The 21,923-nt window shown below is 74.7% G+C and carries 19 protein-coding genes; 9 read left to right on the top strand and 10 right to left on the bottom strand.

The window, feature by feature from the left end:
• Positions 1-262: 262 nt before the first annotated feature.
• The 3 genes from ACFWIC_RS14160 to pdhA all read right to left on the bottom strand — a co-directional run bounded on the left by ACFWIC_RS14160 (position 263) and on the right by pdhA (position 3,857).
• A complete protein-coding gene (locus ACFWIC_RS14160) occupies positions 263-1,651 on the bottom strand; it encodes a dihydrolipoamide acetyltransferase family protein (RefSeq protein WP_380518526.1) in 1,389 nt (462 codons plus the stop codon).
• Between the two features lie 5 nt (positions 1,652-1,656).
• A complete protein-coding gene (locus ACFWIC_RS14165; RefSeq protein WP_329884996.1) occupies positions 1,657-2,619 on the bottom strand; it encodes an alpha-ketoacid dehydrogenase subunit beta in 963 nt (320 codons plus the stop codon).
• Between the two features lie 98 nt (positions 2,620-2,717).
• On the bottom strand, positions 2,718-3,857 hold the full coding sequence (gene pdhA / locus ACFWIC_RS14170) for a pyruvate dehydrogenase (acetyl-transferring) E1 component subunit alpha (RefSeq protein ID WP_329884761.1): 1,140 nt from the start codon (positions 3,855-3,857) through the stop codon (positions 2,718-2,720).
• A gap of 149 nt (positions 3,858-4,006) precedes the next feature.
• Here pdhA and ACFWIC_RS14175 point away from each other — a divergent pair, with 149 nt between their 5' ends.
• Entirely contained in the window at positions 4,007-4,468 is a 462-nt protein-coding gene (locus tag ACFWIC_RS14175) for an Lrp/AsnC family transcriptional regulator (RefSeq protein WP_329884762.1), read from the top strand.
• A gap of 64 nt (positions 4,469-4,532) precedes the next feature.
• On the opposite strand, the gene ACFWIC_RS14180 is transcribed toward ACFWIC_RS14175, so the two are convergent.
• Positions 4,533-5,120: a TetR/AcrR family transcriptional regulator gene (locus ACFWIC_RS14180; protein ID WP_329884763.1), complete on the bottom strand. Its 588-nt coding sequence runs from the start codon at positions 5,118-5,120 to the stop codon at positions 4,533-4,535.
• A 128-nt stretch (positions 5,121-5,248) separates the two neighbouring features.
• Between ACFWIC_RS14180 and ACFWIC_RS14185 the strand changes: the two genes are divergently transcribed.
• The 3 genes from ACFWIC_RS14185 (at position 5,249) to ACFWIC_RS14195 (ending at position 10,117) form a co-directional block, all read left to right on the top strand.
• Positions 5,249-6,517, top strand: a complete 1,269-nt coding sequence (locus ACFWIC_RS14185) for a hypothetical protein (protein ID WP_355398928.1) — start codon at positions 5,249-5,251, stop codon at positions 6,515-6,517.
• 176 nt (positions 6,518-6,693) lie between these two features.
• Complete coding sequence (gene paaN / locus ACFWIC_RS14190) at positions 6,694-8,394, top strand: phenylacetic acid degradation protein PaaN (protein WP_329949629.1); 1,701 nt, start codon at positions 6,694-6,696, stop codon at positions 8,392-8,394.
• A gap of 223 nt (positions 8,395-8,617) precedes the next feature.
• Positions 8,618-10,117 carry an FAD-dependent monooxygenase gene (locus ACFWIC_RS14195; RefSeq protein ID WP_329884766.1) on the top strand — a complete coding sequence of 500 codons (1,500 nt, stop codon included), beginning with the start codon at positions 8,618-8,620 and terminating at the stop codon, positions 10,115-10,117.
• Between the two features lie 129 nt (positions 10,118-10,246).
• Here the strand turns inward: ACFWIC_RS14195 and ACFWIC_RS14200 are convergent, their stop codons facing one another.
• Positions 10,247-10,813, bottom strand: coding sequence for a CGNR zinc finger domain-containing protein (locus tag ACFWIC_RS14200; RefSeq protein ID WP_380518463.1), 567 nt, complete (start codon positions 10,811-10,813; stop codon positions 10,247-10,249).
• A 341-nt stretch (positions 10,814-11,154) separates the two neighbouring features.
• On the opposite strand from ACFWIC_RS14200, the gene ACFWIC_RS14205 reads away from it, so the two are divergent.
• From ACFWIC_RS14205 to ACFWIC_RS14220, 4 genes are all read left to right on the top strand, one after another.
• Entirely contained in the window at positions 11,155-12,177 is a 1,023-nt protein-coding gene (locus ACFWIC_RS14205) for a hypothetical protein (RefSeq protein WP_329884768.1), read from the top strand.
• Positions 12,178-12,369: 192 nt separating this feature from the next.
• Complete coding sequence (locus ACFWIC_RS14210) at positions 12,370-12,837, top strand: VOC family protein (protein WP_380518466.1); 468 nt, start codon at positions 12,370-12,372, stop codon at positions 12,835-12,837.
• Between the two features lie 32 nt (positions 12,838-12,869).
• Complete coding sequence (locus ACFWIC_RS14215) at positions 12,870-13,787, top strand: pyridoxamine 5'-phosphate oxidase family protein (protein ID WP_380518469.1); 918 nt, start codon at positions 12,870-12,872, stop codon at positions 13,785-13,787.
• Positions 13,788-14,017: 230 nt separating this feature from the next.
• On the top strand, positions 14,018-15,403 hold the full coding sequence (locus ACFWIC_RS14220; RefSeq protein ID WP_380518472.1) for a peptidoglycan-binding protein: 1,386 nt from the start codon (positions 14,018-14,020) through the stop codon (positions 15,401-15,403).
• A gap of 82 nt (positions 15,404-15,485) precedes the next feature.
• On the opposite strand, the gene ACFWIC_RS14225 is transcribed toward ACFWIC_RS14220, so the two are convergent.
• Positions 15,486-16,271, bottom strand: a complete 786-nt coding sequence (locus ACFWIC_RS14225; RefSeq protein WP_329884772.1) for a TrmH family RNA methyltransferase — start codon at positions 16,269-16,271, stop codon at positions 15,486-15,488.
• 5 nt (positions 16,272-16,276) lie between these two features.
• Positions 16,277-16,954 (bottom strand): TetR family transcriptional regulator, encoded by a 678-nt coding sequence (locus ACFWIC_RS14230; protein ID WP_380518475.1) that lies wholly within the window; start codon positions 16,952-16,954, stop codon positions 16,277-16,279.
• Between the two features lie 105 nt (positions 16,955-17,059).
• Here ACFWIC_RS14230 and ACFWIC_RS14235 point away from each other — a divergent pair, with 105 nt between their 5' ends.
• Entirely contained in the window at positions 17,060-17,713 is a 654-nt protein-coding gene (locus tag ACFWIC_RS14235) for a hypothetical protein (RefSeq protein WP_329884774.1), read from the top strand.
• A gap of 47 nt (positions 17,714-17,760) precedes the next feature.
• Here ACFWIC_RS14235 and ACFWIC_RS14240 read toward each other — a convergent pair whose 3' ends face one another.
• The 3 genes from ACFWIC_RS14240 to ACFWIC_RS14250 are packed head-to-tail and all read right to left on the bottom strand — an operon-like array spanning position 17,761 to position 21,841.
• Positions 17,761-19,908 carry an FUSC family protein gene (locus tag ACFWIC_RS14240; protein WP_329949622.1) on the bottom strand — a complete coding sequence of 716 codons (2,148 nt, stop codon included), beginning with the start codon at positions 19,906-19,908 and terminating at the stop codon, positions 17,761-17,763.
• 5 nt (positions 19,909-19,913) lie between these two features.
• Positions 19,914-21,176, bottom strand: a complete 1,263-nt coding sequence (locus ACFWIC_RS14245; RefSeq protein WP_380360671.1) for an HTTM domain-containing protein — start codon at positions 21,174-21,176, stop codon at positions 19,914-19,916.
• Entirely contained in the window at positions 21,173-21,841 is a 669-nt protein-coding gene (locus tag ACFWIC_RS14250; RefSeq protein ID WP_329884777.1) for a DUF5819 family protein, read from the bottom strand. The genes ACFWIC_RS14245 and ACFWIC_RS14250 overlap by 4 nt, the downstream gene beginning before the upstream one ends.
• Between the last annotated feature and the right edge of the window lie 82 nt (positions 21,842-21,923).

Below are 21,923 nucleotides of genomic sequence, written 5' to 3' on the forward strand. Positions count from 1 at the left end.
ACCCGTGTCCGGTGCGGACCAGGAGTGTTCTGCGGGACTTCACCGCAACGTTTCGAGTACCCAAGAGAATCGTTTCGCCTCCGGCCGGCCTGCGCCACCACCTGGCTTGTCTCTGCTGACGCCTAGGCAGCGTGGCACGCCCGAACTGCTCATCCGACAAGTCGCGCGAATCCCGGACACCCGCCCCCCGGACGCGCTACTCTCGCTCGATCTACGGGCACCCTGGGTGGCGCGACCACCACCCAGGGCAACCCTTCCCTGCTCAGAGCTGCCGCAGCAACACCCCCGGCTGCTCGACGCAGTCGGCGACGAACCGCAGGAATCCACCCGCCGTACCGCCGTCGCAGACCCGGTGGTCGAAGGTGAACGACAGCTGGGTCACCTCGCGCACCGCCAACTCCCCCTGGTGGACCCAGGGTTTGGCGACGATCCGGCCGACGCCGAGCATCGCCGCCTCCGGGTGGTTGAGGATCGGGGTGGAGCCGTCCACCCCGAAGACCCCGTAGTTGTTCAACGTGAACGTGCCGCCGGACAGTTCGGCCGGGGCCGCCGTCCCGGCCCGCGCCGAATCCGTCAACCTGCCCAACTCGGAGCTGAGTTGCTCGGTCGTGAGCCGCTGGGCATCCCGCACCACGGGCACGACCAGCCCGCGGTCGCCCTGCGCGGCGAAGCCCAGGTGCACGGCCTGGTGCCGGATGATGCCCGAACCGTCCTCGGTCACACTGGAGTTGAGCTCGGGGAAGCGCTCCAGCGCGACCGTGCAGATCCGGGCGAGCAGCGCCAGCACGCTCACCTTCGGCCCCGGCGTGGCGTTCAACTGCCGTCGCAGTGCCATCAGTTCGGTCGCGTCGGCATCCACCCAGCAGGTCGCCGCGGGAATCTCCCGGTGGCTGCGGCTGAGCTTCTCGGCCACCGCCTTCCGCAGACCGCGCAGCGGGACGACCCCCTCACCGGACGCCGGCGACACCACCGGAGCCGCCGCCCGGCCGGCCGCCGGGAGCACCGCCGGAGCCGCCACCTTCGCCGCGACCGCCCGTTCGACGTCCGCACGCATGATCAGACCGTCCGGCCCACTGCCGCCGACCGTCGACAGGTCGACGCCCTGCTCCCGGGCCAGCCGCCGCACCAGCGGCGAGACGACCGGCGGCACTCCGGGACCCGCCGTCACGACCGCCACCGGCGCGAGCACCGGCACCACCGCCGACGCCGCCACGGGCACCGGCCCGGCCTGAGCAACCGGGCCGGCCACGGGCCCGACCGGCAGGCCGCCCCCGCCGACCCGGCGCCGCCGGCCGGCCCGCGCCGGCTCCGCGACCCCGTACCCGACCAGCGGCCGCTCCACCTCGGCGGCGAGCTCCGCCCCGGCCGCCGCCGGTACCGCCGCGAGCGGCCGTACGCCCTCGCCCGGCGACACCGCGACCGTGACCAGCGGCGCGCCGACCGCCACCTCCTCGCCCGGCTCGCCGAACAGCGAGGTGACCACCCCGCCGTACGGGCAGGGCACCTCGACCACCGCCTTCGCGGTCTCCACCTCCACCACCGGCTGGTCGACCGCGATCACCTCTCCGACCTCGACCAGCCAGCGCACCACCTCCGCCCCGGTGAGTCCCTCACCGAGGTCGGGCAGGGTGAACTCCCGTACGACGGGCATCATCCTCAGTCCTCCCACTGCAGCCGGGCGACCGCGTCCAGGATCCGGTCCACCCCGGGCAGGTGGTGGTGCTCCAGCATCGGCGGCGGGTACGGGACGTCGAAGCCGGTGACCCGCAGCACCGGTGCGGCCAGGTGGTGGAAGCAGCGCTCGGTGACCCGGGCGGCGATCTCCGCGCCCGTCCCGCCGAAGCCGCCGGCCTCGTGCACCACCACGGCCCGGCCGATCGAGCGCACCACCCGGCAGACCGTCTCGTCGTCGAACGGCACCAGGGTGCGCAGGTCGAGCACCGCGAGGTCCCGGCCCTCGGACCTCGCCACCTCGGCCGCCTCCAGGCAGACCGGCAGCGAGGGCCCGTAGGTGATCAGCACGGCGGAGGTCCCGGTGCGCCGCAGGACGGCCCGCCCGAGCGGCTCGACCGGAGCGGCCGGGTCGAACCCGTCCTTCCCCCAGTACATCCGCTTGGGTTCCAGGAAGACCACCGGGTCGTCCGACGCGATCGACGCCCGCAGCAGCCCGTACGCGTCGGCCACGGTCGCCGGGGTGACCACGTGCAGCCCCGGGGTCGCGGCGTAGTACGCCTCGGAGGCGTCGCTGTGGTGCTCGACGCCCCCGATGCCGCCGCCGAACGGGATCCGGACGGTGATCGGCAGCGGCAGCCGGCCGGCGGTGCGGTTGCGCATCTTGGCGACGTGCGAGAACAGCTGCTCCAGCGCCGGGTAGGCGAAGGCGTCGAACTGCATCTCGACCACCGGGCGCAGCCCGTACATGGCCATGCCGACGGCGGTGCCGAGGATGCCCGCCTCGGCCAGCGGGGTGTCCAGGCACCGGTCCCGGCCGAACTCGGCGGCCAGCCCGTCGGTGATCCGGAAGACGCCGCCGAGCGCGCCGACGTCCTCGCCGAGCACGTGGACGGCCGGGTCCTCGCGCATGGCGTCGCGCAGCGCGGAGTTGAGCGCCTGCGCCATGCTCGCGGTGCGGACGCCGGTGGTGCGGTCGGGGACACCGGCGGGTCGCCGCGCCGCGGCGCCGCCCAGGGTGGGGGTGGACGACAGGTGGGAGGTCATCAGTGCTGCACCTCGGCCTCGGCGGCCAGCTCCTCGGCCAGCTGCGCCGCCTGCTCGCGCAGTTGCGGGGTCGGCTCGGCGTAGACGTGGGTGAACAGGGACATCGGGTCCAGCTCCGGGTCGGTGTGGAACTCGGCGCGCATCCGGGCCGCCAGCGTCTCCGCCTCCTCGGCCGCCTGCTGCACCAGGGCGTCGTCCAGCACCCCGAGCTCCCGCAGGGAGCGCTCCATCAGCAGGATCGGGTCGTGCTCCCGCCAGGCGGCGACCTCGGCCTCGTTCCGGTACCGGGTGGCGTCGTCGGCGTTGGTGTGCGCCTCGACCCGGTAGGTGAGCGCCTCGACCAGGGTCGGTCCGCCGCCGGTGCGGGCCCGCTCGACCGCCTCGGAGAGCACGCCGTACACGGCCGGTGCGTCGTTGCCGTCGACCAGCCGGCCGGGCATCCCGTAGCCGACGGCCTTGTGGGCCAGGCTCGGGGCGGCGGACTGGGCGCTGAGCGGCACGGAGATCGCGTAGCCGTTGTTCTGGACCAGGAAGACCACCGGGGCCTGCAGCACGGCGGCGAAGTTGAGCGCCTCGTGGAAGTCGCCCTCGCTGGTGCCGCCGTCGCCGAGCAGCGCCAGCGCGACCACCGGGTCGCCGCTCAGCCGTGCGGCGTGCGCCAGCCCGACGGCGTGCGGGGCCTGGGTGGCGAGCGGCGTGCAGAGCGGCGCGGTGCGGCCGGCCCGCGGGTCGTAGCCGGTGTGGGCGTTGCCGCGCAGCAGGGTGAGCGCCTCCAGCGGATCGATGCCGCGGGAGACCACCGCGAGGGTGTCCCGGTAGCTGGGGAACAGCCAGTCCTGCTCGCCGAGCGCCAGCGCGGCGGCGACCTGGCAGGCCTCCTGGCCGGTGGAGGCCGGGTAGACGGCCAGCCGGCCCTGTTTGGTGAGGGTGGTGGCCTGCTGGTTGTAGCGGCGGCCGACCACCAGGCGGCGGTACAGCTCGCGGAGCAGCGCGGGGTCGTGCTTCTCCAGCGCGGGCGTTCCGAGCACGCGGACGGGAGAGGGGTCCGGGAGGAGCGGGGCCGGGTCGGTGCGGGGGGCGGTGGCCCCGGGCAGCCAGCCGGGCAACGCCGTGTGGTGTCTGTGGTCGAGAACGGTCATCTCGGGGCACCTCCAGGGGTGGCGGGGGCTCCCTACCGATTGTTCGGTCGTCTGTTCATCTTGACCAGAAGCGTGACAAGGTGGTGGACAATCGGCCCGGGTGGCGGTCGACTGGTGGCAGTGCGTCCAATCATTGAGGGTGGGGGGTCATGTCGGCTGAACAGACGTCCAGACTCGACCGGGTCGACCGGGCGATCCTGCGGCTGCTGCAGCAGGACGGTCGCGCCTCGATCCGCTCGGTGGCCGAGCGGGTGCACGTGTCCCGGGCCAATGCCTACGCCCGGATCTCCAGGATGGTCGAGGACGGCGTCATTCGCGGCTTCACGGCCCGCGTCGACCACGAACGCGCAGGTCAGGGCGCGTCCGCGTACATCACCCTGAAAATCGTGCAGAACTCCTGGCGCACGGTCCGCGAGCAGTTGCTGGCGCTTCCGGGGGTCGCGCACATCGCCCTGGTCGGCGGCGACTTCGACGTGCTGCTGCTGGTCCACACCGACGACAACCACGCCCTGCGGGAGCTGGTGCTCAACCGCATCCAGTCCATCCCGCAGGTGCTCGGCACCCGCACCATGCTGGTCTTCGAGGAGACCGACCAGGTACCGCCGCTCTGACCGGCGCCCCCCGGCCACGGGCGGGGAGGTGCCCCCGGCCCCCGGACCGGAGGTGCCGTACGGCTCAGCCGCGGGCGCGCAGGCCGTCGAAGGCCAGGTGGACGACGACGTCCGCGACCCCGTCGGCCCCCTTGAGGCCGGGCCGGTACCACTCCACGATCGAGTTGATCATGCCGAACAGCAGCCGGGTGGCCAGCCGCGGCTCGACGTCCGCCCGCAGCGCGCCGTCCGCGACGGCGGCCCTCAGCAGCTCGGCCACCTGGTGGTCGAACTCCCGGCGCCGCTCCAGCGCCCACTGCTCGGTGGCCGTGTTGCCGCGCACCCGGAGCAGCAGGGTGACGTACGGCAGCTCCTCCAGCAGCACCTCGGCGGTCCGCCGCACCACGTGCTCCAGGCGCTCGACCGCCGGCCCCTCCACCGCGGCCGGCTCCGCCAGGATCGCGGACAGCCCGTCCAGCGCCCGCCCGACCGCCAGCCGGAGCAGCTCCTCCTTGCCCCGCACGTGGTGGTAGATCGACGACTTGGAGATGCCGGCCGCACGCGACAGGTCCTCCATCGACGTGCCGTCGTAGCCGCGCTCGTTGAAGACGTCGACGGTCACCGCGAGCAGGGACTCCACGGTGTAGGCGGTGCGCGTGGTGTGATCGGCCATCCCCCGAGTATCCCCGCCCGGCCCGTCCCGGGTGCGCCCGGGTGGCCTGGTCCACACCAAAGGACAGGACCACGCCCTAGACTCGGCGGACGATCCGTCCACGGCCGAGCAGGGTGGGGTCCAGTCTGATGAGCGCAATACCGGCGGTCGCCTCCGACGTGCCTGAGCAGCGCAGCGACGAGTCGGTGACCGAGCCCGGCACCGACTGGCGCGAGCGCGCCCGCGAGCTGGTCCTCCGCTTCGGCCCGGCCGTCTGGTGCTACGCCGTCCTGAAGCTGGTCGGCTTCACCGTCTTCATGAAGCTGCTCTCCTTCTCCGGGGACTACCTGGAGAAGCACGCCCGGTTCGGCGGGGGCGCCAACCCCTGGGACGTGCTGGCCAGCTGGGACGGCTGGTGGTACCAGCAGGTCGCCCAGTTCGGCTACCACCCGGCGCTGGTGGCCGTCCCGAACGGCACGCCGGGGTTCACCGTCGAGCAGAACTCGGCCGCGTTCTTCCCGCTCTACCCGGGGCTGATGCGGCTGATCTCGGACGGCACCGGCCTCGGCCTGTACGGCGCCGGGATGCTGGTCTCGGTGGTGGCGTCACTGTTCGCGGCGGCCGGCATCTACGCGGTGGTCGACAAGCTCGCCGGGCCGCGGGCCGGTGTGATCGCGGCCGGGCTCTGGGCGATCGCCCCGGGCTCGGGCGCCGAGTGGGCGCTTTACTCGGACTCCCTGTTCATCGCGCTGGCCGCCTGGTCCTGCTACTGCGTGATGACCAAGCAGTGGATCGCCGCCGGCGTGCTCACCCTGATCGCCGGCCTCAACCGGCCGACCTCGGCGGCACTGATCGGCGCGGTCGGCCTGGCCGCGCTGGTCGAGCTGTACCGGCGGGACAGCGGCGTGCTGCGCCCGCTGGCCGCGATGCTGCTGGCCCCGATCGGGCTGCTCGGCTACGTCGGCTGGGTCGGCTGGCGGATGGGCGACTGGGGCGGCTACTTCACGCTCCAGCGGGACGCCTGGCTGCACTACTTCGACTGGGGCCAGGGCACCTGGAACGCCGTCCGCGGGGTGCTGCTGGGCCGCAACGACTACCCGTTCGCCTACCACACGGCCGACATGCTGGCGACGCTGATCGTGCTCTCGCTGCCCGCGCTGATCGTGCTGCTGGTGCGGCTCCGCCCGCCGCTGGTGCTGACCGCGTACACCCTGGCCACCATCGTCTCGGTGCTCGGCAGCCTGGGCATCTTCGGCAACACCTCGCGCTACCTGCTGCCGGCCTTCCCGCTGCTCATCGCGTTCGCCGTGGCGATGCGGAAGCTGAGCTGGCCGGTGCTGGCCGGGCTGCTCGGTACCGGCGCGATCGCCTCCGGCTGGTACGGCGGGTACGTGATCTTCGAGCTGGGCATCCCGTAGGCCGGCCCGCAGCACCCGGGCGGTCCCCGACCGTCCGTCCTCCGGCCGAGAGGGCGCGTCCGCTCCGGACGCGCCCTCTCGCGTTTCCGCACCCGGTTCCGCCCACCCCCTTGAGCCGACCGATCGTTCGGTTACTCTGTGACGTGTCCCGTCCTCCCCTCTGAGGAGCGCACACGATGTCCGCAGCGGTCACCCACCCCGTCGTCACCGAGCTCGTCGAACGCCACCAGGCCACCCTGGACGCCGCACTCGCCGCCGCCGCGAAGCGCGACTACTGGTCGCCCTACCCCGAGTTCCCGAAGGCCTACGGCGAGAGCGCCGCCGCGGACGGCAAGGCCGCCTTCGAGGCGCTGCTCAACCGGCCGTTCGAGCTGCCCGGCCACCCCGCCGACGGCGACCTGGTCGGCGGCGAGGCCTCCCCGTACGGCGTCGAGCTGGGCATCGGCTACCCGCACGCCGAGCCCGACGCGCTGATCGCCGCACTGAGCGCGGCCCGCCCGGCCTGGGCCGCCGCCGGCCCGCGCGCCCGGGCCGCCGTCTGCCTGGAGATCCTGGCCCGGATCAACGCCCGCTCGCACGAGTTCGCCAACGCCGTGATGCACACCACCGGCCAGGCGTACGCCATGGCCTTCCAGGCCGGCGGCCCGCACGCCCAGGACCGCGGTCTGGAGGCGGTCGCCTACGCGTACGCCGAGCAGACCCGGCTGCCGGAGAGCGCCGGCTGGACCAAGCCGCAGGGCAAGCGCGACCCGCTGGTGATGACCAAGGAGTTCACCGTCGTCCCGCGCGGTCTGGCGCTGCTGATCGGCTGCAACACCTTCCCCACCTGGAACGGCTACCCCGGCCTCTTCGCCTCCCTCGCCACCGGCAACCCGGTGCTGGTCAAGCCGCACCCGCGCGCCGTCCTCCCGCTGGCCCTGACCGTCAGGACCGCCCGCGAGGTCCTCACCGAGGCCGGCTTCGACGCCGGTCTGGTCTGCCTGGCCGTCGAGCACGAGGGCGGCACGATCGCCCAGACGCTCGCCGTCCGCCCCGAGATCAAGCTGATCGACTACACCGGCTCCACGGCCTTCGGCGACTGGCTGGAGGAGCACGCCCGGCAGGCCGAGGTCTACACGGAGAAGGCCGGCGTGAACACCGTGGTCGTCGACTCCACCGACGACTACAAGGGGATGCTGGGCAACCTGGCGTTCTCCCTCTCGCTCTACAGCGGCCAGATGTGCACCACCCCGCAGAACCTGCTGATCCCCCGGACCGGCATCGGGACCGACCAGGGGGCCAAGTCCTACGACGAGGTGGTCGCCGACCTCGCCTCCGCCATCGAGGGCCTGCTCTCCGACGACGCCCGCGCCGCCGCCGTCCTCGGCGCCGTGGTCAACCCCGCCGTGCTCCGGCGCACGGTGGCCGCGGCCGGCGGCGAGTACGGCGAGCTCGCACTCGCCCCGCGCGTGGTCGAGTCGCCGGAGTTCCCCGGCGCCACCGTCCGCACCCCTGCGCTGGTCAAGCTCGACGCCGACAAGCCGGACGACCGGACGGTCTTCCGCACCGAGTGCTTCGGCCCGGTCTCGTTCGCCGTCGCCGTCGAGGACACCGCCGCCGCCGTCGAGTTGCTCCGCGACACGGTCCGCACCCAGGGCGCGATGACCGCGGCCGGCTACACCACCTCGCCCGAGGTCGAGGCCGCCCTGGTCGAGGCCGCGCTCGACTCCGGCGTCTCGCTCTCGCTCAACCTCACCGGCGGTGTGTACGCCAACCAGACCGCCGCCTTCTCCGACCTGCACGGCACCGGCGCCAACCCGGCCGCCAACTCCGCCTACTGCGACGGCGCGTTCGTCGCCAAGCGGTTCCGCACCGTGGAGATCCGCCGCCACGGCTGACCGCGACCTCGCCCGCCACCGGCCCGCTCCGGTCCCGACGTTCGGGGCGGAGCGGGCCGGTACCGACGTGGGCCGGGCCCGGGCACGGTGGGCGCCGCCCCCGGGCCCCTGACGTCTCCGGGGCCCGGAGAATTCACAGCTCCGCCCCGGGACCGCGATGATGGAGGTCGGAAGCGCGCCGAACGCGGCGTCCAACCTCTGTCCGATCACCGGGAGCTGACACATGACCGAGAAGCAGACCGTCACCGACGTCCTGATCGTCGGCGCCGGACCGACCGGCCTGCTGTTGGCCGGGGACCTCGCCACCGCCGGGATCAAGGTCACCGTGCTGGAGAGGCGCAGCACCGAGTCCAACCTCACCCGGGCGTTCGCCGTGCACGCCCGGACCCTCGAACTCCTCGACGCCCGCGGCCTCGCCGACGACCTCATCGCCACGGGCCGTCCGCTCACCTCGCTGAAGATCTTCAACAAGTTCCGGGTCGACCTCGGCGAACTCCCCAGCCGCTTCCCGTTCGTCCTGATCACCCCGCAGTACCGGACCGAACAGCTGCTGCACGACCGGGCGGTCAAGGCCGGCGCGACCGTCCTGCGCGGGGCCGAGGTGGTCGGCCTGCGCCAGGACGCCGAGGGCGTGACCGTCGAGACGCTGGAGAACGGCGCCGTCACCACCCACCGGGCCCGCTACGCGGTCGGCGCCGACGGCGTCCACTCCACCGTCCGCGACCTGCTCGGCATCCCCTTCCCCGGCGAGTCCGTGGTCAACTCCGTCCTGCTGGCGGACGTCCGGCTGGAACGCGAACCCGACGAGGCGGTCACCGTCGGCGCGAACGAGCACGGCTTCGCCTTCCTGGTGCCGTTCGGCGACGGCTGGTACCGGATCATCGCCTGGGACCGCACCGAGGAGCACCCCGACGGCACCCCGCCGTCACTCGACCGGATCGCCGCCGTCGCCCTCGGCGCGTTCGGCGAGGACTACGGCCTGCACGACGCCCGCTGGAGCTCCACCTTCCACAGCGACGAACGGCAGGTCCCCAACTACCGCTCCGGGCGGGTCTTCCTCGCCGGTGACGCGGCCCACTGCCACTCGCCGGCCGGCGGCCAGGGCATGAACACCGGGATCCAGGACGCCGCCAACCTCTCCTGGAAGCTCGCCGCCGCCGTCCGGGGCCAGGCCACCGACGCGCTGCTCGACACCTACCAGACCGAGCGGCACCCGGTCGGCAAGGCGGTGCTGCGCACGTCCGGTGCGCTGATCAGGCTCGCCCTCGCCCAGTCCGCGGCCACCCGGGCCCTGCGCGGCGCGCTGGCCTCGCTCGCCGACCACCTCGACGTGGTCGCGGAGCGCGGCGCCCGCACCGTCTCCGGCATCGGCATCGCCTACCCGGCGCCCAAGGACGCCCACCCGCTGGTCGGCAAGCGCGTCCCGGACCTGCGGCTGACCGGTCTCGAACCGCCGCGCGAGGGTGGTCCGGCCGCCCCGGACCGGCTCTACGAGGCGCTCCGGGCGGGGAAGTTCGTGCTGGTCAGCAACGACGAGCTGTCCGTCGCCGAGCCGTGGGCGGACCGGGTCATCACCGCCGCCCCGGCCGACCCGCACGGCAAGCTGCGCGACACCGTCCTGCTGATCCGCCCGGACGGCTACGCCGCCTGGGCCTCCGTCGACCCGGGCCTCGGCGAGCTCCGCGCCGCCCTCACCGACTGGCTCGGCACCCCGGCCGGCTGACCCGGCCCCGGAGGCGGGCGCCGGGTCGGCCGGCACCCGCCTCCGCCGTCCGGCCCCGCCCCGCCCTTGTTCCGCCCCTGTCCCGCACGGCCGCGGACGGGCACTGCCGCGGACGGACGGCACCTTCGCCTACTGGTGCACCTTCTCGTAGTGCCGCGCCGCCTTCGCCCGGTTCCCGCACACCGCCATCCGGCACCAGCGCCGCCGGCCGTTCTGCGAGGTGTCGAAGAAGTGCAGGATGCACGCCTCGTGGGCGCACTTCTTGACCCGCTGCGGCCCCTGGCCGAGCAGCACCAGGAAGTCGTCGACCGCGAGCCAGGCCGCCAGCCACTCCGGCGCGTCCACCTCGACCCGGTCCCGCGCCCCCGTCGCCGAGGCCTCCCGCCGGACCCGGCCGTGCCGCAGCACCGCGTCCAGTCCGGCCAGGGCCACCGGCCCCACGGCGCCGCCCCCGTTCAGGTCCCGGACCGCCGCCGCCAGCGCCTCCCGCGCCTCCCGGACGGCCGCCAGCCCGGCCCCGTCGGCCGCACAACGCCCGGCCAGCCCGGCCGAGGAGAGCCAGATCGCGTAGCCGTCCGGTTCGCCGAGCAGGTCGTTGACCGGGGTCCCGGCCCACCGGGTGTTCAGCAGGTCGAGCGCCAGCGGCTCACCGAGCAGCGGTCGCGGGTCCCGCGGGTCTGCTGTCCGCTCCGTCATCGGCACTCCCTCGCTCTCGCCCGGTCCACGAGTCTACGTCGGGGCGCTCCGTCGGGGCGCTCCGTCGGGGCGGTCCGTCGGGGCCCGCCCTCGCCGCTCCGCCGGGACCCGTTCCCGTGCCCCGGACCGGCCCCGACCGACCGGACCGGAAGGTCTGTTTCCGCTCCGTTCCGCGATCGTCAACCCTCCGCTCGCCCGCTCGTGACCACTGTCATACGCAGGACTGATGACGTAGCCTCTCGACCGTGCATAGGGTTCCCCACAGCTCGGCGAGGCCGTTGACGGCGCACTCCCGCGCCGATCCGGCTCTGCCGCACCCGCTCGGTGGGGAGAGTAACCGCATGGCCTCACAGAACCCCCAGGACGCACGGCTGAGACAGGTCGGGCCACGCCCCGACGTGCCCGCCGCCGTGCCCCCTCAGCCTGCCCTCCAACCGCCCGCCACCGCGTCCGCCGGACGCCCGAGCCCGACCGGCGGTTTCGCCGACACCCTGCACCTCGCGATCGAGGCCAGCGGCCTCAGCCTGGACCGGATCCGGGCGGCCCTCGCCCAACGCGGCGTCAGGGTCAGCGTCACGACGCTCAGTTACTGGCGGCGCGGTCGCAGCCAGCCCGAGCGGGCCAGTTCGCTGCGCGCGGTGCACCTGCTGGAGGAACTGCTCGGCCTCCCGCACTCCACGCTCTCCTCGCTGCTCGGCCCGCCCCGCCCGCGCGGGCGCTGGGCCGCCAACGCCAACGCCAGCCACCTGCGGCTGGAGGACGTCTGGCCGGGGGAGCAGGAGATCGCCGACGTCTTCGCCGAACTGGACGCGCCGCCGGCCGGCGAGCTGGAGCGGCTGTCGATCCACGACTCGTACTACGTGGACGCCGACCGGCGCGGCAACCTGCTGAGGATGCGGCAGGTGGTCCGGGCGACGGTGGCCGGCGTGACCCGCTGCCTGGTCGTGCACAAGGCCGACGAGGAGGCCACCGGCTGTCCGGAGATCACCGGGGTCCGGCACGGCCGGCTCGGCCGGGTCCGGCGACGCCCCGACGCCGGCCTGATCGTCGGCGAGCTGATGCTGGACCGGCCGCTGGGGCTCGGCGACAGCACCGTCTTCGAGTACGAGGTGGAGATCCCGTCCGGCGGCGCCGAGACGCTGGAGTACAGCCGCCGCTTCGCCACCCCGGTGCGCGAGTACGTGCTCCAGGTGCACTTCGACCCGACGCGGGTCCCGGCCCACTGCGAGCGGTACGACCGCGACCCCGGGGCGGACGTCGACCGCCGCCGCGAGCAGCTCTGGATCGGCGCGTCGGCCAGCGCCCACGTGCTCGCCCCCGACCAGCAGCCGGGCCACATCGGCATCCGCTGGGAGTGGGAGTAGCCCCTCCGCCGCCCGGCGCCGGCTCTCCGCTCCACCCCTCCCCACCTCTGTCATGAACGAGCCATGCCCCTCCCACCTAACCCCTTCATAGGGCAGTAGCGGTTGACGGTCCCCTACCTAACCACTAACGTCGTCAGTAACGGTTAGCCAGTCGCGCCCTCCGGGGCGCTCTGACCACGGGAGTGACCAGGCATGTCCGGCACCATCAGCAGCACCCTGCAGACCGGCCACGTGGGTCTGAACGTCACCGACCTCGACCGCTCGACCGCCTTCTACCGGCGCGTGCTCGGCCTGGAGCTGCTCAAGGAGGGCACCGGCCCCGAGCAGCGCTTCGCCTTCCTCGGCCGCGACGGCCGCCCGGTGCTCACCCTCTGGCAGCAGAGCGCGGGCACCTTCGCCCCCGCCGCCCCCGGCCTGCACCACCTCTCCTTCCAGGTCGACTCACTGGACGAGGTCCGTGCCGCCGAGGCGCTGCTGCGCGAACTGGGCGCCGCCTTCGCCTACGACGGCGTCGTCCCGCACGGCGAGGGCGCGGCCTCCGGAGGGATCTTCTTCACCGACCCGGACGGCATCCGGCTGGAGATCTACACCCCGCAGGGCGTCGACGGGACCGGCGCCGAGGCTCCCGCCGGGTCCGCCCCGACCTGCGGCTTCTTCTAGAACTCGACCGAACGGGCACCGGGAGGCACACCATGACCACGGACACGCCCTACCACCCCGGCGAACGGGCCGCCCAGGCACGGGCCGGCCGGCTGGACCGGGCCGACCACTCCGGACGCGCCGTGGGCAGCACCGTCCCGGCCGTGGCCGCCCGGTTCCTGACCGAGCGGCGGATGCTGGTGGTCGGCGCCGCCGACGCCGACGGCCGCCTCTGGGCCACCCAGCTCAGCGGCGCCCCGGGGTTCCTCCGGGCCGCCGACGAGCGGACCCTGACGGTGGCCGCCCGGCCGTCCGGAGACGACCCGCTGGCGGGTGCCCTGGCCGGCCCGGCCGAGGTCGGCACCGTCGCGCTGGACCCGGCCGCCCGGCGCCGGATGCGGCTGAACGGCCGCTCCGTGCCGGACGGCCGGGGCGGCCTGGTGATCACCGCCGACCAGGTCTACGCCAACTGCCCGAAGTACATCCAGCGCCGCAGCCCGGTGGACCGCCCGGAGGCCGGCGCCCCTCGCAGGGTGGCCGGCGGCCCCGCCCTCAGCACCGCCCAGCAGCTGCTGGCAGCCACCGCGGACACCTTCTTCGTCGCCACCGCCGGACCGGACGGCCGGGTCGACGCCTCGCACCGGGGCGGCAACCCGGGCTTCCTCAGGGTGCTCGGACCGGACCGGCTGCGCTGGCCCGACTACGCGGGCAACAGCATGTTCATGACCCTGGGCAACCTGGAGCTCGACCCGCGCGCCGGACTGCTGATCCCGGACTGGGAGACCGGCGGGGCACTGCTGGTCACCGGCGAGGCGCGGACCGACTGGTCCGACCCCGCCGGGGCCGGTCTGCCGGGTGCCGAGCGGGTGATCGACCTGACCGTCACCGACGTCCTCGAACTGGCCGACGCCACCCCGCTGACCTGGACCGATCCCGAGTACTCACCGGCGAACCCGCGATCCGCGGGCTGACCCGCCGACGGCTGACCTCCCGCCAGGTCGGCACCGTCACTACCGCCTCCCGCGCACCCGCGCCACGCCCGGGCCGCCGAACGGTCGTCACCCGACCGGCGCAGTCCACCGCGCCGACCAGGTGCCCGATTTGGGACTTTGGTCCCGATAACACGCGCTGTCGCCCTGGGAAGGACCGTCCTGTCACGCCGTCAGCGGTGACCAGTCCGACCAGGAGAAAGAGGCGGAGCATGACCCTCACCGACCGACCGATCCCGTTGCTGGAGTTCGACGAGATCGAGCCCGACGCGGACTGCATATGCGGGGGCTGCAGCGCCCGCCGCCGCGCCCGACTGCACGCCGCACCGGTGCACGAGGGCGGCCACGCCGCAGCCCGCAGCGTCCGCCGCCGGGCCGCCGTGCTGATGGCCGCCGTCGGGACGGCCCTCGGCGGCGGCGCGGCCGGCGCCGCCGCGGCACCCGCCCCGACGCCCACCCCCGGCGGCTCCGCCACCGCCCAGCCGAAGACCCCGCAGGGCGAGGTCAGCGGCCTCTACGGCGACTCCCCGTCCGCCCGCGGGCTCTCCGCCCCGCGCGCCGCCCAGCCGGTCACCCGGGCGCAGATCATCGAACGGGCGCAGCGCTGGGTCGACCAGAAGGTCCCGTACAGCATGAGCCGGTACTGGTCGGACGGCTACCGCCAGGACTGCTCCGGCTTCGTCTCGATGGCCTGGGGCCTGGGCAGCAGCCAGACCACCTGGACGCTGCCGAACGTCGCCGAGCGGATCGCCAAGGCGGACCTCCAGCCGGGCGACGTCCTGATCTACAACAACCCCGCCAATCCGCAGGCCGGCTCGCACGTGACCGTCTTCGGCGGCTGGACCGACTCCACCCGCACCCGCTACCTGGCGTACGAGCAGACCTCGCCGGGCACCACCAAGCGGTCCACGCCGTACGCCTACTGGAACAACTCCGGCTCGTACGTCCCGTACCGCTACAAGGCGCTCTCCCACGGCGGCGACGGCGGCGGAACGGACGGCGGAACGAACGGCGGAACGAACGGCGGCGGCAGCAGCGACGGCTCCTCCTCGACCGCCTTCCCGGGTGCCGACAAGTTCGGCCCCGGCGCGGACAACGCGTACGTCACCAGGCTCGGCCAGATGCTGGTGCAGCGCGGCGGCGCCCGGTTCTACGGCACGGGCCCCGGGCCGCGCTGGAGCGAGTCGGACCGGCGGGCCACCGAGGCCTTCCAGCTCGCCCAGGGCTGGCGCGGCGCCGAGGCCGACGGCATCCCCGGCAAGGACACCTGGGACTACCTGGTCAACCCCAAGGGCCGGAACATCGACGGCGGCGCCCCGCTCCCGCCGCCGCCGGTCGGCCCCGGCACCGGCGCCGGAGCGCCGCCCTTCCCCGGTCGGTCCGCTTTCGGGCCGGGCGCCGCCAACGACAACGTCCGGCGGCTCGGCGAGCAACTGGTCCGCAAGGGGTTCGGCCGCCACTACACGCAGGGTCCGGGCCCGCGCTGGACGGAGTCCGACCGGCGAAACGTCCAGGCCTTCCAGGAGTCCCTGGGCTGGCGCGGCGCCGAGGCCGACGGCTACCCCGGCCCGGACACCTGGAAGCGGCTCTTCTCCTAGGGACCGCCCGACCGGGGACCGCCCCGGGGACCGCCCCGGGAGCCGTCCGACCGGGGGCCGTCCGGCCCCCGGGGGGCCCGGCTCACACCGCGCGTCCGTCCGGCAGGGGAACACCGGGCGGGCGCCCCGACATCCAGTGGAAGAGCCCCATCGCCACGCTGGTCGCCAGGTTGAAGCTGGAGACCCCGGGCCGCATCGGCACCGCGACCAGCCGGTCGGCCCGCGCCTTCAGCCCCGCCGAGACACCGTGCCGCTCGGTGCCGAAGGCGAGCACCGCGTCGTCCGGGAAGGCCGTCTCCCGGATGTCCGCACCTTCCGGGTCCAGCACGTACAGCGGGCCCGCGGGCAGGTCCGGGAGCGTCAGCCGCTCGACGGCGGTGGCGAAGTGCAGGCCCGCGCTGCCCCGGAGCACGCCCGGGTGCCAGGGGTCGAGGTCCCCGGTGGTCACCACCCCGGCCGCGCCGAAGCCGGCCGCCAGCCGGATCACCGCGCCGACGTTGCCCAGGTTGCGCGGGTCCTCCAGCAGCACGACCGGTGCCGTCCGCGGCCGGCGGTCCAGCGCGGCGCGGTTCGCCTCGACGGTCGGCCGGGCGGCCAGCGCGATCACGCCGGTCGGGTGGAGCCGGGGCGCGAGCCCCCGCAGCGTCTTCTCCGGCAGCTCGGCGGCCAGCCCGTCCAGCGCGGGGGAGACGTCCGGGGCCAGCTCGGCGGCGAGGGCCAGCAGCGCGGCCCGGTCGGCGGTCAGCACCTGCCGGACGGCGCCGCCGAACCGCAGTGCGTGCTTCAACGGGTGGAACCCGTCCAGCAGCACCGTTCCCGGTTCCTCGGCGCCGGCCCGCCAGGCGCGCAGCAGTTCTTCGTCGTTCACGCCGCTCACTCTGCCGGACCGGGCTCGCCCGGTCGTCCCGCGGCGGCGATCACCTGGTCGAAGGTGAGCGGCCCACCGGCCTTCCCGACGGCCTCCCCACCGGACTCCTCCGCAGACTCCTCGACGCCCGCGCCCGGCCGCAGCCCGGCCAGCGCCAGGTCCAGGTGCCGGTGGACCAGCGCGCCCCCGGCGTCGAGCACGGCCAGACCGCCCGGCAGCGGCCGGGAGACCCGGACGCAGAGCAGCACCAGGTCACCCATCCCGACATCCGTGCGCAGCTGCCCCGCCTCCTGGGCCGCGCGCAGCAGCTCCTCGACCGCCGCGACCGCGCCGGTCCGGGCGGCGACCAGCTCCTCGTCCACCACCAGGCGTTCCAGCAGCACCACGATCGCCGCCCCCATCCGCAGGTCGGCGGCGGCGTGCACGAAGCGGCGCAGCGCGCGGTACGAGTCGGCCTCGGCCTCGCGGGCCCGGTCGGCCGCCTCGGCGAGCCGGGTGAGCAGATCGGCGACCAGGGCCCCGACCAGCGCCTCCCGGTCGGGGAAGCGCCGGTAGAGCGTCCCCGGGCCGACGCCGGCCCGGCGGACGACCGCGTCCAGCGGAGCGTCCGGGCCCCGTTCCAGGAAGACCTCGCAGGCGGCCTCCAGGATCCTGCGCCGACTGCGTTCCGCGTCCGCTCTCATCACCAGCCCCTTAACCGGAGAGATTCTCTCCCTCTATGCTACCGTCCTGGCAGACGGAGAAAATCTCTCCGCTTAAGCGGGGGCACCCATCCGAGGAGCGACGCCATGACGACCACCTCATCGCCGGCCATCCACACCGACATCGACGGCACCGGGCACGACCGCGCGGCCGTCCTCGCCTGGGAGCTGGACCGCGCCCGGGCCGCTCTGCGGCTGCTCAAGCAGCGCCTCGGCGACGACCGCACCCGCGAACTGCTCGCCCCCGACACCGCCGCGGCCGACGCCGCGATGGCCGGCTGGCTGCACGCCTCCGGCGGGCGGTGGCGCGCGGCCGTCACCGAACTGACCGCCACCGGCATCGACGCCGCGACCTTCCTCGCCTGGTGGCAGGGCCGGCTGCACGCCCCCGACCGGGCCGCCCTGCTGGCCGCCAACCCCGAGCACTACCTCGCCGACTCGGCCGACGGGACGGTCGAGATCATCGAGACGGTCGGCGACGGACCGCTCCGCTTCCTCCTCCGCTTCCGCCCCACCCCGGCGACCCCGGCGTACCCGGTCCGGATCGGCGGCACCGGCCACCTGGCGGACGGCTCCGAGGTGCTGCGGGTGATGCACGAGTTCGCCGACTCCCCGCAGGGCCTGCGGATCCGGCTCACCGTCGAGTTCCCGGCCGCGGCCCCGACCGGGCTGTCGACCGGCCACCAGTGGCACTTCGCCTGCGAGTTCGCCAACTGGCTGGAGGCCGCCGCGGCGGCCTGACCGGCGGGTCCGCCCCCCGGACCTCGTCGGACCAGGGCCGGGCCCGCCTAACGACCCGACGGCTCCGGTTCGCGCTGCGCGGTCGCGGTCGCCGTCCCGCCGCCGCGCAGCGCCCGCTCCAGGTCCTTCAGCGCCTGGAGCAGCAACCTGGTCCCGGTCCGCAGCACGTCCCGCTGCACCTCGCCGGGCGACCCGGCGAGCCGCTGCTCCAGCCGCTCCTGTGCCTCCCGGACGGCGTCGAACTCCACCGGCTGCCCGGTCAGCAGGGCGCCCGCCGCCAGCGCCGTGGCCAGCTGCAGCTCCTCCGCGAACTCCGCCGCCCCCGGCACCGGATCGGCGTCGGCCGCGGGCAGGTGCGCCTCCAGCAGCACCGCGACCCGCCCGAGGTGGCCGACCGCCGCCCGGGCCCGGTCCAGCTGGCGACGGCTCACCCCGGGCAGTCCGGAGGCGTGCCGCCCCGGCTCGGCGTCGGCCCGCTGCATCGCCTGGAGCAGCTCGGAGCGCGCCTCCCGGGAGTCCAGCAGTGCCGCGCGGACGGCCCGTCCGCGCGGCGCCGCCGGACGCTCGTAGACCGCGATCACCTCGGCCGCGTACCGTCCGGCGGCGGCCAGCCACTCGGCCAGCCGCTCACCGAGCCGGGCGGTCTGCCAGGTCGGGAAGAGCGCGTAGACCAGCAGGGCGACCGACCCGCCGAGCAGGGTCAGCCCGACCCGCTCGACGGCCGTCGTCAGCGGGTTCCCGGCCTGCAGCCCGAGCAGGAACACCACGTACGAGGAGATGCAGACCGTGATGACCGCGTAGCCGGTGCGCAGGGTGAGGTAGGCGCCGCCGATGCTGAGCACCGCGAGGACGGCCAGCACCCACTCGCCGGGGCGCGCCAGCTGCACCACCAGCGTGGAGACGGCCACCCCGACCATGGTCCCGGCCAGCCGGGCGACCCCCCGGCTGTAGGTCTGCGCGAAGTCCGGCCGCATCACCATCGCGGCCGTCATCGGCGCCCAGTAGCCGTGTTCGAAGCCGACCAGCCGGGCCAGCAGGTAGGCGACGGTCACCACCCCGGCCAGCCGGACGGCGTGCTGGAAGACCGCCGAGCGCGGCTGGAACTGCCGCCGCACCGCGCGCAGCGCCGTGGGCAGCATCCGGACCAGCGGCGGCTTGCGCAGCGCCCCGCCGGCCTGCACCACGGGGGTGTCGATGGTGTCCTCGGCGCCCCGGTCCAGCGTGTCGGAGGCCTTGCGGAGCAGCCCGGCCAGTCGGCGGGCGGAGCGCCGGGCGGCGCCGCGCAGTTCCGGGCCCTCGGTCCGGGCGGCGAGGGTGAGCGCGGGCGCCGAACGCGGGAGCTGGAGCGGGTCCCCGGTGCGGATCGCCCGGGCCAGCGCGTCCATCGCCTCGGCGGCGGCGGCCAGCACCTCGCGGGCCCGGTCGCGCTCCGGCCCCTCCTCGGGGGCGCCGACCTTGGGGTCGGCGATCGCCGCCAGGGTCGGCCGGACCCGTTCGGCGATCCCGCGCAGGCCGCGCAGTTCGGGCGGCCGGTTCCGGTCCTGCCAGGGGGTGAGCGCGGCGGCGTGCCGGGCGGTCATGAACGGTTCCGGGTCGACGTGCGCGGTCGGGTCCTGGCGCAGCCGGCGGGCGTAGTCGGCGAGTTCGGCGTAGGTGTCGGCGAGCGCCTCCCGCTGGACGGTCCAGCTGCCGATCGGCCAGACGGTGATGACCAGCGCCTGGGCGACGCCCCCCAGCGCGCAGACCAGCCCGTGTCCGAGCGCGGTGAGCGGGCTGACCGGCAGCTGGACCACGATCAGCATCACCGAGACGGTGTTGGCGGCGACCACCCCGGCGGTCGGCCCGATCGCCCAGGCCAGTCCGGCGCCGAAGGCCCAGACCGCCAGCAGCACCGGGAACGCCCCGGGCACCCCGGCCGCCAGGTAGCCGAGGAAGGTGCTGACGCCGAGTCCGATCCCGGCGGCGACGGCGAGCGTGGCCCGGGGCCGGAAGCTGCGCTGGAAGGTGGCGGTCCCGGCGATGAACGCGCCCATCGCGGCCGAGGTGGCCAGCTCCGGCCCGCCCAGGGCCAGGGTGGGGAAGAGCACCGCCGCCACCGCGACCGCGCCGCGCAGCGCCCGCTTGGGGTCGGTGAGCGCCCGGTCGACGGTCAGTCCGGTCCGCGCGGTGTCTCGAAGGGCGGCGAACCAGGACATAGCGGTCAGCTTAGGGGAGTGGCGCCCTTCTCCCCGCCAGGGACCCGGCCCACGCGGCGGACCGTCCGGCCCACCCGTCGACCGGCCCACCGCAACGCCGCCGTCGGCAGGAAGACCGCGTCCGCCGCGATCATCGCCAGCGAGAACACCGGGAGCCCGAGCAGCACCGCGATCCCCACGTGCTCGGCCATCATCACCACCAGCAGCGTGTTCTTGACCCGCCGGCTGACCAGCGTGAACGGGAACGCGACCTGGAGCAGGACCGTCCCGTAGGTGATCAGGAAGACCGGCAGCAACGCCGACCCGACCAGCCCGGACAGCCCCGGCCACGGCGTGAAGTAGTCCAGGTGGAGCGGGTAGTAGAGCGCGGTGCCGTCCTGCCAGCGCGAGCCCTGCACCTTGTACCAGCCCGCGGTGGCGTAGATCAGCACCACCTCGACGGCGATCACCAGCATCGCGCAGTTGTGCACCATGGTCGCCAGCGCGTCCAGCACCGCGCGCGTCTCGCCGTCCGGCGCCAGCCGCCCGGCCAGCCACCAGAGCCCGGCCACCGCCCAGAGCGCCCAGAACACCGGCCCCCATCCGACGTACGGGAACGTCGCGGTCGTCCAGGCCAGGCTCTCCCCGGAGAAGCCGCCCAGCCCGCAGACCAGCAGGACGACGCCGAGCACCGCCCAGAGCGCCACCCCGGTCCGCCCGGACCCCGCCCGCCGGGCGTCCAGCGACCAGACCTCCGCGCAGCGGGTGAAGACCAGGTAGACCGCCATCAGGTGGACGACGTTGTCGCCCCCGTCGCCGAGGAAGACGTTGCGGTTCTGCAGCGAGAGCACGGTGACCAGGAACAGCACCGTGCTCGCCCTGGTCCGCCAGCCCAGCAGCACCGCCAGCGCGGCCAGCACCGCCAGGTGGTAGACCAGCTCGAACCAGAGCCGCCCGCCGAACCAGGGCAGCACCGTCAGCGCCCCGTTGTCGGCCAGCAGCCGCTCCGCCAGCTCCGGTGACCAGGGCGAGGTGTCGCCGTACAGCAGCCGCCGGTTGGGCCACTCGCGGAGCAGGTACACCATCCAGACCAGCCCGAAGCCGATCCGCACCGTCGCCGCCTGGTACGGCCCGAGCACCCGTCCGGTGAACACCGCGAACGCCCGGGCCGCGAGCCGGACCGGCCCCGGCCGGCGCGCCGCGGGTTCGGCCTCCGGCGGCGAACCGGGCTGGCGGGGGATCCCGTCGAGCAGCCGCTCCCCGGCCTCGGCCGGAGTGACCTCGTTCACCCGAGCCCCCGGACGTCCTCGTCGCCCACCGGCCACCAGGGCAGCTCCCGGACCTTCGGCGCGGGCGGCGGCGCCTCGTCGCTCCACTCCGGCGGCGGGACGGTCGTCGTGGTCACCCGCAGTTCGACCTCCAGCACCGGCCGCCCGTCGACGCTCCGGCCGATCCGCTGCAGCACGATCCGCTTCAGGTACTCCTCGGCCAGCCGGCCGCGCGGATTGACGAGCGACTCGTCCTGGGCGTTGTGCGAGCCGTCGTAGAAGTCCCAGGCGCGGCGGAGCATGTTCTGGTCGGCGTGGCTGGGCGCCGGGTTGCCCCGGATCGCCGCGAGGTCCCGGGCGGTCAGCCCGACCCAGTCGTGGGTCCGGACGCCGCCGTCCTCCGCCGCCGTCCGCGCCCGGGCGTCCACGGTGACGTTCTGCTGCAGCGGGTTGGGGGCGAACAGCTTCCAGTTCTGCTCGAACTCCGGGTAGACCAGGCCGTCGACCTGGTCCCGGTACCGCTGGGACAGCGAGTTGGCCGGTGCCACGTGCAGGAAGACCGCGCCGAGGAAGAGCCCGGTGGCGGCGGTCAGCACCACGGCGGCCGTCCCGAGCACGGCCCGCGCGGGCGCCGACCAGGCCCGGTGGACGGGCGGCGGGTCCGTGCTCTCGGCGCTCTCGGCCATGAACTCCCCCGGGGAAGGGCGGGGCCGGCACCGCGCCGGCCCGGTCGCGCGCCCATCCTGCCCTACTCCCCCGAACGGCGGG

The sequence above is a fragment of the Kitasatospora sp. NPDC127035 genome (assembly GCF_042726075.1).
GTDB lineage: Bacteria > Actinomycetota > Actinomycetes > Streptomycetales > Streptomycetaceae > Kitasatospora.